General features: G+C 61.5%; 12 protein-coding genes. 9 read left to right on the forward strand and 3 right to left on the reverse strand.

Annotated features, from left to right (window positions below; genetic code table 11):
* Positions 1 to 4 precede the first annotated feature (4 nt).
* On the forward strand, positions 5 to 1,018 hold the full coding sequence (locus NE852_RS27895; protein ID WP_008530045.1) for a succinylglutamate desuccinylase/aspartoacylase family protein: 1,014 nt from the start codon (positions 5 to 7) through the stop codon (positions 1,016 to 1,018).
* Here the strand turns inward: NE852_RS27895 and NE852_RS27900 are convergent.
* Both NE852_RS27900 and NE852_RS27905 read right to left on the reverse strand, forming a co-directional pair.
* The gene (locus NE852_RS27900; protein WP_037172585.1) at positions 1,015 to 2,199 is read right to left on the reverse strand and encodes a hypothetical protein; all 1,185 of its coding nucleotides are present in this window, start codon (positions 2,197 to 2,199) and stop codon (positions 1,015 to 1,017) included. The genes NE852_RS27895 and NE852_RS27900 overlap by 4 nt on opposite strands.
* 82 nt (positions 2,200 to 2,281) lie before the next feature.
* Positions 2,282 to 3,352, reverse strand: a complete 1,071-nt coding sequence (locus NE852_RS27905; protein ID WP_258156895.1) for a LacI family DNA-binding transcriptional regulator — start codon at positions 3,350 to 3,352, stop codon at positions 2,282 to 2,284.
* 221 nt (positions 3,353 to 3,573) lie between these two features.
* On the opposite strand from NE852_RS27905, the gene NE852_RS27910 reads away from it, so the two are divergent.
* The 7 genes from NE852_RS27910 to ppk2 all read left to right on the forward strand — a co-directional run bounded on the left by NE852_RS27910 (position 3,574) and on the right by ppk2 (position 11,547).
* On the forward strand, positions 3,574 to 4,524 hold the full coding sequence (locus tag NE852_RS27910) for a sugar phosphate isomerase/epimerase (protein ID WP_008530049.1): 951 nt from the start codon (positions 3,574 to 3,576) through the stop codon (positions 4,522 to 4,524).
* A gap of 57 nt (positions 4,525 to 4,581) precedes the next feature.
* Complete coding sequence (locus NE852_RS27915; protein ID WP_258156896.1) at positions 4,582 to 5,814, forward strand: ABC transporter substrate-binding protein; 1,233 nt, start codon at positions 4,582 to 4,584, stop codon at positions 5,812 to 5,814.
* A gap of 100 nt (positions 5,815 to 5,914) precedes the next feature.
* Positions 5,915 to 6,802, forward strand: a complete 888-nt coding sequence (locus NE852_RS27920) for a carbohydrate ABC transporter permease (protein WP_258156897.1) — start codon at positions 5,915 to 5,917, stop codon at positions 6,800 to 6,802.
* On the forward strand, positions 6,802 to 7,686 hold the full coding sequence (locus NE852_RS27925) for a carbohydrate ABC transporter permease (RefSeq protein ID WP_008530057.1): 885 nt from the start codon (positions 6,802 to 6,804) through the stop codon (positions 7,684 to 7,686). The genes NE852_RS27920 and NE852_RS27925 overlap by 1 nt, the downstream gene beginning before the upstream one ends.
* Positions 7,687 to 7,694: 8 nt before the next feature.
* A complete protein-coding gene (locus tag NE852_RS27930) occupies positions 7,695 to 8,777 on the forward strand; it encodes an ABC transporter ATP-binding protein (protein WP_008530060.1) in 1,083 nt (360 codons plus the stop codon).
* Positions 8,778 to 8,861: 84 nt separating this feature from the next.
* Positions 8,862 to 10,514 carry a GMC oxidoreductase gene (locus NE852_RS27935; protein WP_258156898.1) on the forward strand — a complete coding sequence of 551 codons (1,653 nt, stop codon included), beginning with the start codon at positions 8,862 to 8,864 and terminating at the stop codon, positions 10,512 to 10,514.
* Positions 10,515 to 10,632: 118 nt separating this feature from the next.
* Positions 10,633 to 11,547, forward strand: a complete 915-nt coding sequence (gene ppk2 / locus NE852_RS27940; RefSeq protein ID WP_008530064.1) for a polyphosphate kinase 2 — start codon at positions 10,633 to 10,635, stop codon at positions 11,545 to 11,547.
* Between the two features lie 140 nt (positions 11,548 to 11,687).
* On the opposite strand, the gene NE852_RS27945 is transcribed toward ppk2, so the two are convergent.
* Complete coding sequence (locus NE852_RS27945) at positions 11,688 to 12,863, reverse strand: GGDEF domain-containing protein (RefSeq protein WP_037172589.1); 1,176 nt, start codon at positions 12,861 to 12,863, stop codon at positions 11,688 to 11,690.
* A 245-nt stretch (positions 12,864 to 13,108) separates the two neighbouring features.
* Here NE852_RS27945 and NE852_RS27950 point away from each other — a divergent pair, with 245 nt between their 5' ends.
* On the forward strand, positions 13,109 to 14,365 hold the full coding sequence (locus NE852_RS27950; RefSeq protein WP_008530073.1) for an arsenic transporter: 1,257 nt from the start codon (positions 13,109 to 13,111) through the stop codon (positions 14,363 to 14,365).
* Positions 14,366 to 14,458 lie beyond the last annotated feature (93 nt).

Below are 14,458 nucleotides of genomic sequence, written 5' to 3' on the forward strand. Positions count from 1 at the left end.
CATCATGCATAGCGGCCTCGTCAATCCGATCGATTTTTCGCAAGAGGGCCGGCAGGCTGCGCACCTCGCCATTCCCTATTCGATCGACCGTTCGCCCTATTATCAGATCCGCATTCCGATCCTTCGCCTCAAGAATGGCGAGGGGCCGTCACTGCTGCTGATGGCCGGCAATCATGGTGACGAATACGAGGGCGAGCTTCAGCTTGCCCGGCTGATGCGGCTGCTGAAGGCAGAGGAAATCCGCGGTTCCGTTACCATCCTGCCGATGGCGAACCTGCCGGCGGTGATGGCGGCCAAACGTTGCTCGCCCTTCGACGGTGGAAACCTCAACCGCGCCTTTCCCGGCGATCCCGCGGGGTTGCCGACGGCGCGTTTGGCGCATTTCCTCGAACATGAACTCTTTCCCCGCCACGACGTCACGCTCGACCTGCATTCGGGGGGCACGTCCATGGCGCACCTTCCCTGCACGCTGATCGAGCGGCAGGCCGATGCCACCCGATTCGAGCGGTCTGTCTCGCTGATGCGGGCGCTCGGTGCCTCGCATGCCTTCATCGCCGACAACGGGCAGGCAGCACCCACATCGATGGGTGCTGCCGCTCGCTCGGGAACAATCGGTCTCTCCGGCGAATTCGGCGGCGGTGGAACGGTGACGCCTGAAACGATGGCGTTTACCGCGGCGGCGATCGACCGGTTGCTCGTTGCACTCGGCATTGTCGGGCGTCCCATCCTGTCGCGCGGCCCGTTGACCCAGCCGGGGCCATTGCAGCTCCTATCGCTCTCCCGCCACAGCCAGGGCATTTATGCGAATCGCAGAGGCTGGTTCGAGCCGGCCTCAGCCCTCGGCGCAAGCGTTTGCGCCGGCGAACTCGCCGGGTGGTACCATGACCTGGAACGTCTGGACCAGCCGGAGGAAGAGCTGCGTTTTGCCGAGAGCGGCATCGTCATTTCCCACAGGCTGCATTGCGACAGCCAGGCCGGCGACTGCCTGATCCAGGTCGCCGAACCTATTGCAGCTTAGCTGATTGCGCCGATTGCCGCCTTGACCCAGTCGAGGCGTTTTGCCGGTATCAGGCCGTAATTGTAGAAGTTGACGCCGTCGGCGCCGGCATCGACGGCGGCCTTGGCGCGTGCGGCTAGGATCGCAGGGCCGTCGACCTCGGGATAGAAGACGCGCAGGCCCACGCCAAGGAACTTTTCCGGCCCGATCGCATCCCGGCCGGTTCGGATAACATCGGCGACAGCATCCGGCTGCATATCGTAACAGCAGAGGATCGCTCCGTCGCAGAGCTTGCCGACGGCTGCGAGATCGACGCCGCCAAGCCAGCCGTCCTTCAGATCGATCAATACAATGCGGCTTGCCGGATCCGCGGCCGCCTTGATCTCGCCGATCAGGCTGGTCACCGGTTCGCTGCGCCAGGCGAGAAAGGCATGCAGCTCGGAATGATTGCGGAAGGCATCGATGCCGGCTGCCGGGAAGTTGGGGAATTGCCGCTCCGGGATATCGCGTTCGCAAAGCTCCGTGATGAAACGTGCGGCGGTTCTGCGCGCGCCTTCCACCGGCACGCCGACCTTTCCCGCACGCGCCGTGCAATGGTCGCAGAAGCAGAGCGACAGCAGGAAATCGTCTTCGGCGTTGAGGCCGACGCCGTCTTTCTCGTGGTGATATTCATGTGCGAAGCCCATGAAGTTCGGACTTTCCAGTTCCACCATGTCAGGCCGGTAATTCGTCGTGATGTCGCGGACAAGGGTGACGACATAGTCCCTCGCCGCCGGGCTGGAGGGGCAAAGATTATAATAGTTCGGATTGCCGAAGGCGTTCCGCGTTACGTGATCGGGATGCAGCATGCCGAGGCGGGTATTGTGAAGGCAGACCGTCCAGCAGGAGACCTCGAGGCCAGTCATCTCTCGCCCTTTGACCAGCGCTTCCAGCATGTCGCCGCGCTCGGCGACATTCGCAGCCATCAGCGGCCGGATCACCTTGTCCTGCCACAGGCTTTCATCAGGCCGGAAATAGACCGTTCCGTCCTCTGGGAAATAGGCCTTCCCAAGCGGGCTTCGCGGCTGAAGGAAGCGGCCGGCGTGATAAGAGGTCGCCAGGCTGACGGTGTTAAGGCCCGTGCGCTCGCGAAGCTCGGCGGCAAAGGCATCGAGCCCCTGATCCTGAATATCCCAGGGGTAAGTCCACATGGAAAGATGCATGGCGCGCTCCCGTCAAGCCTGTCCATTTTATAGAACATGTGTCCACAATAGTGTCCAGACCGATTTTTGGACGGACAAATTGTCAGTTCTTCGGAGGAGCGATGCTTTCCCGCAATATAAGACTGCTGGGGATGACGGTGCGGGTCGCCACCGCATTTTGTGTCCGGCCCATGACGTCGAGCAGGAGATCCACCGCCGCGCCCCCCATCTCTTCTACCGGCTGCTTGATCGTCGAGAGCGGTGGCGAAGAGAATTCGCAGACGGGGGAGCCGTCGAAGGAGACGACGGAGAGATCACCGGGAATGCTCAAGCCGGCGCGCTGGATGCGGCTCATGAACGAGATCGCCATGTCGTCGCTCGTCGCGATGACGGCTGTCGGCCTGACGGCAAGCTTCAAGAAATCGTCGACCGCGCGAACGCCTGTCTCGAAACCGTGCTGATATTCGAGATCGCCGCCGGATGTGGATACGGCGTCCTCGGAAAGTCCCCCTGCCCGGAGCGCCTCGAGCACGCCGCCATACCGTTCGACGTCATGATAGTTGCCTTTGGGACCGGCGATATAGAGAAACCGCCGATGACCCAGGCGGATGAGTTCCGCCGTCGCTTCGCGTATCGCCTCCCGATCGTTGGTCACGACGCTTGGCAATCCGGCGTCGCTCATGTCGAACAGCATCGAGACGATCGGCAGCCCTGCGCCCGCAGGTGAGCGGCCGTCGACCTCGGGAAGCTTCGACGAGAAGATGATGGCGCCCCGGACCGTTCCGCCGAAGGCAAGATTGAGAATGTGCCGCTCGGAGGCTTCCTCGCGGTCGAGATTGGCGATCATCAAGTTATATCCCTGCTGAATCAGGGACTTGTTGATGCTCTGCAGAACCTGCGGAATGATCTGTGATGCGCCGTAGTAAGGCGACCCGGGCAAAATGATCATGATCGTATTTGACTTGCCGACCCTGAGGCCGCGCGCCATCGCGTTCGGAGTATAGCCAAGCTGCTTGGCGGCCGCGTTGATCTTGGCGCGCGTCTTCTCGTTGACCCGTCCGGGATTGGTAAGCGCCCGGCTGACCGTCGAGATCGCAACGCCGGCAAGCCGCGCGACGTCGGCCATTAATGCGCCCGACTGCTCCTCTCCCGCGACATCCTTGTTTTTATTCACGTTTGTGGCTTTCTCCCGGATGTTCCGATTTGCAACTCTAAGGCAGGCGCCGATTTATAGCAAACGTTTGCCAAAAATCGCTTGCTTAAAAAACCAGCTTGATTATCATCTGAGCATGGCAAACGATTGCCAACCCTTAATGCATTGAAATCCGTGGCTTATTGGATGTGGAACTCCCGTTCCGCACGCGGGTAGGTCATGCCTCGAGAAGTGGATAGGTTATGGCTGGCGACAGGCTGCGTTTCGGCGTCGATCTCGTGACATTCTTTCATCCCGGTTTCTGGGGCGTCGACAGCCATGATGCGATCGTCGATCATGCGCGGGCTCAGCCGCGGACCTTCTGGGACAAGATCCTCGACAGCGTCCAGGCTTCCGACGTGACCGGCGTCGAGCTGACCTTCTCTCCCTTCAACTGGCAGGACGCGATCAAGACCTATGGTTCGATCGATGCCTTTGCCGGCGAACTGGCAAAGCGCGGCCTGACGCTGTGCAGCGGCTTCTTCGCGGAGCTGGAGGCGGCGGGCGATTTCGCCGAGCCCGAAGCCCAGCGCGCATTGATCGACAAGGCGGAGCGCTACGCCGATTTCCTGAAGGCCTGCGGCAGCGACATCATGGTCATCGGTGCGCCGCTTCGCCAGACGCTCGGCGCCCAGCCGGTGCAGTTCCATGATTTCGACCGCGCCAAGGTGATCGCCGATTTCCTCAACCGGCTCGGCGCGACCCTTTATGCCAAGGGCGTGCGGCTTGCGCTGCACACCGAGGCGCATTCGATCTTTGCTGCGGCCCGCGACGTCGACCTGTTGATGCTTTTGACCGACCCGGCCTATGTGCACATGTGCCCGGACACGGCGCATATCATCGTTGCCGGTTCCGATCCCGTTCAGCTCGTCGATCGCCATCACGAGCGCATGATCATCGCCCACTGGAAGGACGCGATCGGCCCGATGCCTCCCGATACGCCGATCGACAAGCACATCCATGAACGCCACCAGCCCTATTTCTGTGGCTTCGGCCTCGGACGGGTCGACTGGCCGGCCTGGATCCGGCTGCTGCGCGACCGAGCCTATGAAGGCTGGGCGATCCTCGAACTCGATGCCGCGCCGAATCCCGTCCGCGACATCGCCAACGGGCTCACGCTCGTCCGGCAGGCGCTCCTGCCAATCTACCGCTGATACTATTCCGAAGACGACAAACGCCCCGCCAAGAGGGCATTTTCAAGAGGTGGAACAATGAAGACCATGATGAAGCTTTTTCTTGCCGGCGTGGCTCTCGCCGGTCTCTTCGCCGCGGCGCAGGCCGAGGACAAGCCGACGATCGAGATCATGTCGTCCTGGACGTCGGGCGGCGAAGCCGCGGCCCTTAACGTCATCAAGACGGAATTCGAAAAGCGCGGCGGCGTCTGGAAGGATTCCTCAATCGCCGGTTTCGGCGCAGCCGACGCCGCTTTCCAGAACCGTATCGTTGCCGGTGATGCGCCCGGCGCCAAGCAGGGCGTCATCGGCCTTGCCGCCGCCGATTTCGTCAGCCAGGGCCTGTTCAATCCGATCGACGACGTCGCCGCTGCCGGCAAATGGGCCGATGCTTTGCCGAAATCGATCCATGATCTCATTTCCTATGACGGCAAGGTCTATCTCGCTCCAACAGGCGCCCACGGTGAAAGCTGGGTCTTCTATTCCAAGGAAGCCTTCGGCAAGGCTGGTATCGCGCAGGAACCGAAGAGCTGGGACGAGTTCTTCGCCGATCTCGACAAGCTGAAGGCCGCCGGCGTCGTCCCGGTCGCCTGGGGCGGCCAGCCCTGGCAGCAGACCAAGGTCTTCAACATGATCCTGCTTTCGCAGGTCGGGATCGACGGCTTCCTGAAGATCTATGCCGACAAGGACAAGAGCGAGGCGTCCGTCGAGGGCGTGAAGAAGACCCTCGAAATCCTCGGCAAGCTGCGCGGCTATGTCGATGCGGGTGCCGCCGGCCGCAACTGGAACGATGCGACCGCCATGCTGATCACTGCCAAAGCCGGTGTGCAGTTCATGGGCGATTGGGCGAAGGGCGAATTCACCGTTGCCGGCAAGCAGCCAGGCAAGGACTATGGCTGCATGATCGCGCCGGAGTCGAAGGGCATGGTCTATATCGCCGACTCCCTCTGGTTCCCCAAGACCGGCAAGGCTGCGACCGACAAGGCGCAGAAACTTCTTGCCGAAGTCGTCATGGACCCGACCGTCCAGGTCGAGTTCGCCCTCAAAAAGGGCTCGGTTCCGATGCGCTCCGACGTCGACAAGTCGAAACTTGACGCCTGCGCCCAGAAGGGCCTCGAACTGATGAGCGCCGGCGCCATCGTGCCGGATCAGGCGATCGTGCTCACGCCGCAGCAGGTCGGTGCGCTCGACGATTTCGTCGACGAATATTGGAGCGGCGGTTCGAACGACGCGGCGTCTGCGGCCGAGAATTTCTTCGCCATCTTCGAGTAGGATCGTGCCCGTGGCGCCGGATTGATCCCGACGCCACGGCTGCCGGCCGCGCGCCCTGCGCGGCGGTGCGTGTTCCGCTTTCCCGTCAAAGAGCTGGCCGATGTCCATCAAACGCAAGCGCAATCTTTCCGCGACCATCGCCCTCTTGCCGACATGGTTTGCCGCGGTCGTGGTCTTCATCGGCACTATGGCCTGGTCGATCCGGCTCTCCTTCACCAATTCCACACTCTTTCCGTCCTCGACCTATGTCGGCTTTGCGCAGTATTCGAAGCTCTTCGCCTCCGCCAAATGGCTCGCCTCGCTGCAAAATGTGCTGATCTTCGGCGTCCTCTACGTGGCTGGCTGCCTCGTGCTCGGCTTCCTGCTGGCCGCAGCACTGGACCGCAAGATCCGCTTCGAAAGCGCCTTCAGGACGATCTTCCTCTACCCCTACGCAATGTCCTTCGTGGTAACAGGGCTGATCTGGCAATGGATGCTCAATCCCACACTCGGCATCCAGGCGAGCGTGCGTTCGCTCGGCTGGGAAAGCTTCGTGCTCGACTGGGTCGTCAATCGCGACATGGCGATCTATGCGCTGGTGCTCGCCGGCGTATGGCAGGGCGCGGGGCTTGTCATGGTGATTGCGCTCGCCGGCATACGAGGCATCGAGGCCGAGCAGTGGAAGGCGGCGCGCATAGACGGCATTCCCGTCTGGCGCATCTATGTCTCGATCATCCTTCCCCAGCTCGGGCCGGCGCTCGCCGCTGCCGGCATGCTGCTCGCCATGGGCGTGATCAAGACCTACGACATCGTCGTCGCCATGACCAATGGCGGCCCCGGCAATGCGACCGAAGTGCCGGCGAAATTCATCATGGACAATCTGTTCGGCCGCCAGAACCTCGGCCTCGCCACAGCCGGCGCGACGGTGCTCGTCCTAGGCGTCATCATCGCGGTCGCGCCGTTCCGCTACGCGATGCACATGCGCAACCAGGCAAAGGGAGCGGCGTGATGACTAAGTCTCACCCGAACGGGCCGAAGCCGGCGCGGATCACAGCGGGACGCATCGGCCTCTATGCCTTCCTAGTCGCCGCGGCACTTTTCTTCCTTCTGCCCCTTTATACGATGGTGGTCACCTCGCTGAAGTCCATGGACGAAATCCGGCTTGGGCAGATATTCGCTCTGCCCGCCGAGCTCGATTTCTCTGCCTGGGTGACCGCCTGGTCGGGCGCCTGCATGGGAACCGTCTGCGTCGGCATCCGCAGCGGCTTCTGGAATTCGGTGGCGATCACCGTTCCCGCGGTCGCACTCTCGGTCTTCATTGGCGCCGTCAACGGCTATGCGCTGTCGCTCTGGCGGCCGCGCGGGGCAAACCTGCTCTTCGGCCTGCTGATGGCCGGGGGGCTCATTCCCTATCAGATCTTCCTCTATCCCATGGTCCGGGCCATGGCGAATATCGGTCTCTACAATTCGCTCGCCGGCATCATTCTCGTCCATGTCATCTTCGGCCTGCCGCTGGTGACGCTGCTCTTCCGCAACTATTTCGTCAGCGTGCCGGAGGAGCTCTGCAAGGCCGCGCGCGTCGACGGCGCCGGTTTCTGGCGCATCTTCTTCGAGATCATGCTGCCAATCGCCGTGCCGATGATCGTCGTGGTCTCCATGCTGCAATTCACCGGCATCTGGAACGACTTCCTGCTCGGCCTCGTCTTCGCCGGGCGCGACTACCTGCCGATGACCGTGCAGCTCAACAACATCGTCAACACCACGATGGGCGAGCGCACCTACAACGTGAACATGGCGGCAACAATTTTGACCGCCGTCGTTCCGCTCGCCATCTATTTCCTGTCCGGCCGCTGGTTCGTACGCGGCATCGCCGCCGGCGCAGTCAAGGGGTAACTCATTCCATGCAATCCGCCGTCTCCGTCAAGGACCTGAAGATCGCCTATGGCGACCATACGGTGATCGAGAAGATGTCGATCGACATCGCACCCCGCGAATTCCTGGTGCTGCTTGGCCCTTCCGGCTGCGGCAAGTCCACGCTTCTGAACGCCATCGCCGGCCTGCAGGACATTACAGCGGGCGAGGTCTGGATCTCAGGCAAGAATGTCAGCTGGGAGGAGCCGAAGGACCGCGGCATCGGCATGGTCTTCCAGTCCTACGCGCTCTACCCGCGCATGTCGGTCCGCAAGAACCTCTCCTTCGGGCTTCGCGTCGCCGGTCTGCCAAAGGCGGAGATCGAGGCGCGCGTCGCCCGCACGGCCTCGCTTCTCCATCTCGATAAATTGCTCGACCGGCGCCCGGCTGAGCTTTCCGGCGGGCAGCGCCAGCGCGTCGCGATCGGCCGGGCGCTGGTGCGTGAAGTCGATGTCTTCCTTTTCGACGAACCGCTGTCGAACCTCGATGCCAAGCTGCGCAACGAATTGCGCGTCGAGATCAAGAAGCTGCACCAGCGCCTCGGCAACACCATGATCTATGTGACCCACGATCAGGTCGAAGCCCTGACGCTCGCCGACCGGATCGCCATCATGCGCGACGGCGTGATCCAGCAGCTCGCCTCCCCGGCCGAGATCTACCGCCGCCCGGCCAATCTCTTCGTTGCCGGCTTCATCGGCGCTCCGGCGATGAATTTCATCGAGGGCCGGATTGAGCAAGGCCGCGGGTCGCCGATCTTCCGGAGCAATGGCTTGGCCTTCGATCTCTCCGGTTACTCTTTCCGCGCAGCCGCGGCAGAAGGACCGGCGACGCTCGGTTTTCGCCCCGAGCATCTTGTACTCGACGGAACGGCAAGCGGCCTGCCGATCATCCCGGGCCGTGTTTCCGTCGTCGAGCCGATGGGATCGGATGCCGTCGTCTGGTTTGATTGGGGAGACCAAAGCCTATCGCTCCGGCTGATGGGCGACGTCACTCTCGAGCCCGGCGACGCGGTGTCGTCCGGCCTCGATATTGCCAAGGCCTCCCTCTTCGGCGCCGACGGATCGCGGCTGTGACGCGCTATCCCTTCGTTTTCCTGCAATTGCGGTCGCGCCTCCCACCGTCTTGAGGATTGCTTCAGAAACAGGATTTGGAAAGATATGCCTGAGATCGTCTATGATGCGCTGGTGATCGGCTCCGGCGCGGCGGGTTCCTTCGCGGTCAAAGAACTGACGGCACAGGGACTGTCGGTGCTGCTGCTCGAGGCCGGTCCGGCCGTCGGACCCGGGGATTTCGACCCCGCCCGCAAGAAAGAGCCCGCCAGCAGCATCAATATCTGGGAACGTGCACGAGCAACCCTCAAGGGGCAGCCGATCCAGGCGCGCGCGGCCTTTTTTACAGAGCGTTTCAGCCACTTCTTCGTCAACGACCGCAAGAACCCTTATACGACGCCGAAAGGGGAACCCTTCCTCTGGATCCGCGGACGACAGGGTGGCGGGCGCCTCCATAGTTTCGGCCGGGTGTTGCTGCGCTGGACCGACGACGATTTCAAGATCCGGTCGCGCTCCGGTAAGGGCGTGGACTGGCCGGTTTCCTATGACGAGTTGAAGCCATTCTACGACGAGGTGGAAGCCTATCTCGGGCTCTACGGCAACAAGGACAATGTGGCGACCCTGCCTGATGGCATCTATGCGAAGCCGGCAGGCCTGACGCCCGCAGAACAGCTGTTCAAGCAGGCTGTGGAAAGCCGCTGGCCGGAACGGCACGTCGTCTCCTGGCGCTACATCGCGCCCGATGCAGATCGCATGCCGCGGCCGCTCAGCGAAGCAAAGGCGGGCGGCCGCCTGGCGATCCGCTACGATGCCGTCGTTCGCCGCATCACCACGGACGAGAAAACTGGCCGCGCCACCGGCGCGGAATTCATCGATCGCAACACCGGTGAGGTATCGACCGCTCGCGCGGCGACAGTGGTCTTGTCTGCCTCGCCAATCGAGAGCGTGCGACTGCTCCTCAATTCGGCTTCGGCGAAGCATCCGAACGGCCTTGGAAACAGCTCCGGTGTTCTCGGCCGCTACTTCATGGATCAGCTTCCATGCCTCGCCTTCGGCTCCTTCTCGAAGGCGAAGGGCTGGTCGCCGGACCGCTCCGCCCCGATCGATCCGTTCTACAACCCGTCAGGGGGGATCTTCATACCGCGCTTCGGCGAGAGCGATGCCGCCCGCGGCGACTTCGACTACCAGGGCAGCGTCGGCCGCGCGCCGGTTTCGGGGGATGCCGACGCGCGCCTCGCTTTCTTCGGCTTCGGTCGCATGTTGCCTTACGCCGATAATCGCATCAGCCTTGATATCATGCGCAGGGACGCCTGGGGCATTCCAGTGCCGCACATTCGCTGCGTCATGCAGGAAGAGGAACAGGCGCTCTTGCGTCAGCAGGAGGAAACGCTCGTCGACATGATCAGGCAAGTCGGTGGCGATCTCGAATTCATCGGCTCGCCCACCGGTCTCAAGGAGATGGGCAAGGGCGCTTTCCCCGAAGCCGATGCCTTTAGCCGCTTCCTATTCCGCACATGGTTCCGCAAGACAATGTGCATGGGCGCGGCGATTCATGAGACGGGCGGCGCGCGCATGGGCGAAACCGCAGACGCTGCGGTGCTCAACCCCTACAACCAGGTCTGGGACGCTCCGAACCTCATCGTCACCGATGCCAGCGCCTTTCCCGGCAGTGGTATCGCCGGCACCACGCTCACCGTCATGGCGCTGACGATCCGTGCCTGTCGAAACCTGGGCGATCAGTATCGGGCAGGGCAGCTGTAGGCGCGCTTCGGCGGCGGGTGACGTAAGATCCTGCCATCTACGCAGATGGTTGGCAGAAACCGTCACATAAACTTCGCAGTGACATGCTTCCTGTCAAAACAAGCAAAAGGGAAAGACCATGTCTCAAAAAGATCAGGACCAGCTTAGCCGCATAAAGGCTGAAATCGCCGACAGCTTCGATGAGGAGCTGGAAATGCAGATGGAAGAGGACCGCCTGGACGATCTGGTCGCCGAGGGGATGTCGGGACCGGCGGAGCAGACGCTCGATCGCAAGATGTACTTCCGGGAACTCTTCCGGCTGCAGCACGAACTGGTGCGGCTGCAGGATTGGGTTCAGTATAAGAAGCTGAAGGTTGTCGTGCTTTTCGAAGGCCGGGATTCGGCCGGCAAGGGCGGCGCCATCAAGCGTGTGACCCAAAGGCTCAACCCGCGCGTCTGCCGGACTGTCGCACTGCCTGCTCCGACCGAACGGGAACGCCATCAATGGTATTTCCAGCGTTATGTCCCGCATCTTCCCACAGCCGGCGAAATCGTGCTCTTCGACCGGAGCTGGTACAATCGCGCCGGTGTCGAGCGCGTGATGGGGTTCTGCACGCCCGGTGAACTGGAGGAGTTCTTCCGTTCCGTTCCGGAATTCGAGCGCATGCTCGTCCGCTCCGGTATCGTGCTGATCAAATACTGGTTTTCGATCACCGACGAGGAGCAGGAATTCCGCTTCCAGATGCGCATCCACGATCCGCTGAAGCAATGGAAGCTTTCGCCGATGGATATGGAAAGCCGCGTCCACTGGGAAGAGTATACCAAAGCCAAGGAAGAAATGCTGGCGCGCACGCATACCCAGGACGCGCCCTGGTGGGTGGTCCAGGCCGTGGATAAGAAGCGGGCGCGGTTGAACTGCATCGCCCATCTTCTCGAGCAGATTCCCTACGAGGATGTGCCGAAGACGGAGATCAAGCTGCCCGACCGCATCCGCCATGCCGACTACATCAGGACGCCGGTTCCAGCCGACATGTACGTGCCAGAGCGTTATTGAAAGCATGGTCGCAACCGGTCGAACTCGGGCAAATAGCCGGAGCGTACGGCAATTCATCCCGGATTGCTCTGCTACGCCATGCGAGAGCGTGGCGTAGCGACCCGATCGGAATTGTCACGTTATCGAGCGTTGAGCGGTCTTTATCGCAGGCAGCCTGCTGTCTGACTGTCGGTTGGCCCGGGTGAAGTGAGGAGCGGCGAATGAACGTACAACTGAACCCTGTCGCGGCCACCCCGCTTCGCGCAGTAGAGCGCTTGGTCGGCCTGGTCTCGAAGCTTCTGTAAATCTCCAGCGCCCTTCCAAAGCGCAACGCCCACGCTCACGCCAGGGCTTATTACCGTGGTGCCGGCCGAAAACACCAGAGCCTTGACCGCCCGACGAACCTCTTCGGCTTTGGCGAAAGCTGTTTCTTCGGTCTGGTTGCCTAGAAACAGCGCGAATTCTTCTCCACCAAGCCGGCCAAGCGACATTCCCTTTCCGGCAATGGCAGCGATGGCTTGAGCCACGCCGACAAGCACCACATCGCCGGTCTCATGGCCATAAAGGTCGTTGACGCTCTTGAAATGATCGATGTCGATCATGATGAAGGCGTCACCGTTCCTCGGCGCGCCCGGAAGAGATGCGAGGAAACGCTGCCGGTTTGGTATTCCGGTCAGGGCATCCGTGTTTGCCAGATGTCTCAGCTGCGATTCGGCTCGTTCCTGCACGAGCACAACCACGAACAGCGCCAGGGAGAAGTGGCAGATAATCAGCAGGAAGAAGGCATAGCGTGGTTCGATCGGCGCATGATCAGGAAAAATCATTCCGACAACCACCAGTGCCGAAAATGCCGTCGCAGCCGAAAGGGACGCGAGAAGACCCAACCTCGCCGGCAGGCGGTCGGCGAAAAAGTCTTTCACAATTCTGGTGCCGGAGGTCGTCAGGAAGGCCGCGGCAGCGGCGTTGAAGATTGCTGCTCGTGCCGGATTGTATTCATACCAGTGCATGCCCCCGACAATCGCCGACAAGATCAGCGCGGCCGCAACGAGAATCCAGTCGGACCATTTTCGCTGGCGGCAACTCAGCCGGAGCAACCCCATTGCCATCAGCGAATAGCCTGTCACGCCGACGGAAAAGCTTCCGAAAGTCCAGAGCACGACTGCTATCGAGCCCTGCTCACCCATTCCGGCAAGCGTCGATGCGACGGCGAGAAGGCAACAACCGACCGCGAGAAGATCAAGCCCGGGCTCTCTGGAACGCCACCTGACATAGGAAAAACAGATCGCGCCGACGATGAAGGAAGATTTATGAAGAAGAAGAACTGTGGCGAGATCCATCGTCAAACCGAGTACCAACTAAGGACGTTGATGCACATAATCGCCAATGACTACTTTTGAATGAATCCAAGTAAGTTCATCGAGCGGAGAACGCTGCCGTTGTTCATATGGGATGTTTCTCGTCGCTGTCGCCGACCGATTGTTGCCGATGATCGTCAGAGCATGTATCCGGTCCGCCGGAAGTCCGTTCTGCAACACGCACCGCGGCCATTTTTTTGCCTCGCTGCCCAATAAATAAGATACGAATGACTGAGAATGCCTTCATATGGAGTATTGCCGGGCTCACCGCGGCAGGCGTCGTCACGCGGCCATTCCGTTGGCCGGAGGCGATCTGGGCGGCCCTCGGAGCTCTTGTCCTGCTTGCCTTCCAGCTCATCGGACCGGCCGACGCCTTGGCGGGGATCGCCAAGGGCATCGATGTCTACCTCTTCCTGATCGGCATGATGCTCTTGTCCGAGCTTGCGCGACGGGAAGGCCTGTTCGACTGGATCGCCGCCATTGCGACCTCGCATGCCAAGGGTTCTCCCAGGCGCCTGTTCGTCCTCGTTTATCTCGTCGGTCTCGTCGTGACCGTTTTTCTATCCAATGATGCGACGGCCGTCGTGCTCACGCCTGCTGTCTACGCCGCCTGCCGGGCAGCCCGGGTTCGGGACCCGATGCCCTATCTGCTGGTGTGCGCGTTTATCGCCAACGCAGCGAGCTTCCTGTTGCCGATCTCCAATCCGGCCAATCTCGTGATCTTCGCCGGCGGCGAGATGCCGCCTCTGTCACGCTGGTTGTCGACATTCCTCGTGCCGTCGATCGTTTCCATCGTCGTCACCTTCGTCTGCCTTTACTGGACGCAGCGGCGCATTCTTTCGGAAGAAAGCCTTGCCGCCAGTGCTGAGCGCCCGGCCCTTAGCCGCAGCGCCAGCCTCGCAGGTTGGGGAATTCTGGTGACGGCGATCATCCTCGTGGCAGCATCCGCCATGCATGCCGATCTTGGTGTTCCAACCTTTCTCGCGGGAACCATCACTACGGCACTCGTCCTGATGCTGACGCGGCAGAGCCCCGTCGAAACGATAAAGGGCATAAGCTGGAGCGTCCTGCCGCTGGTGGCGGGTCTGTTCGTGATCGTGGAAGCTCTTGATCGCACTGGTGTAACAGGGCTTCTCTCCAGAGAGCTTGCCTCCCTTGCCTCGGCTTCGCAGGCACAGGCGGTCGGCGTGGCCGGCGTGTTTGTCGCTGTCGTTTGCAATCTCGTCAACAATCTGCCGGCCGGATTGGTTGCCGGTAGCGCAGTCCAGGCGGCGCATGTCTCGGATAAGGTGGCGGGCGCTGTCCTGATCGGCGTCGATCTCGGGCCCAATCTGTCGGTCACGGGGTCGCTGGCAACGATCCTGTGGTTGTCGGCGCTGCGCCGCGAAGGCCTCCATATCAGCAGCTGGAAATTTTTGAAGCTCGGGACCGTCGTGATGTTCCCGGCGCTCTTTTTCTCCTTGGCGTCGCTCATGCTGCTGTAACGGGCCGATGGAAAGGAACGGCGCATTCGCAAATGCCCGGACTGCGTGGCGATCTTGGAACGGGCGAAGTAGGGTTGGACTTCGAACTCGCGG

This window comes from Rhizobium sp. Pop5 (assembly GCF_024721175.1).
GTDB lineage: Bacteria > Pseudomonadota > Alphaproteobacteria > Rhizobiales > Rhizobiaceae > Rhizobium.

Bases quoted from the DNA above. Each gene is read 5' to 3' on its own strand.
- ppk2 (WP_008530064.1), top strand. From the start codon at position 10,633: ATGTCTCAAAAAGATCAGGACCAGCTTAGCCGCATAAAGGCTGAAATC.
- NE852_RS27920 (WP_258156897.1), top strand. From the start codon at position 5,915: ATGTCCATCAAACGCAAGCGCAATCTTTCCGCGACCATCGCCCTCTTG.
- NE852_RS27945 (WP_037172589.1), bottom strand. From the start codon at position 12,863: ATGGATCTCGCCACAGTTCTTCTTCTTCATAAATCTTCCTTCATCGTC.
- NE852_RS27930 (WP_008530060.1), top strand. From the start codon at position 7,695: ATGCAATCCGCCGTCTCCGTCAAGGACCTGAAGATCGCCTATGGCGAC.
- NE852_RS27910 (WP_008530049.1), top strand. From the start codon at position 3,574: ATGGCTGGCGACAGGCTGCGTTTCGGCGTCGATCTCGTGACATTCTTT.
- NE852_RS27925 (WP_008530057.1), top strand. From the start codon at position 6,802: ATGACTAAGTCTCACCCGAACGGGCCGAAGCCGGCGCGGATCACAGCG.
- NE852_RS27895 (WP_008530045.1), top strand. From the start codon at position 5: ATGCATAGCGGCCTCGTCAATCCGATCGATTTTTCGCAAGAGGGCCGG.
- NE852_RS27915 (WP_258156896.1), top strand. From the start codon at position 4,582: ATGAAGACCATGATGAAGCTTTTTCTTGCCGGCGTGGCTCTCGCCGGT.
- NE852_RS27900 (WP_037172585.1), bottom strand. From the start codon at position 2,199: ATGCATCTTTCCATGTGGACTTACCCCTGGGATATTCAGGATCAGGGG.
- NE852_RS27935 (WP_258156898.1), top strand. From the start codon at position 8,862: ATGCCTGAGATCGTCTATGATGCGCTGGTGATCGGCTCCGGCGCGGCG.
- NE852_RS27950 (WP_008530073.1), top strand. From the start codon at position 13,109: ATGACTGAGAATGCCTTCATATGGAGTATTGCCGGGCTCACCGCGGCA.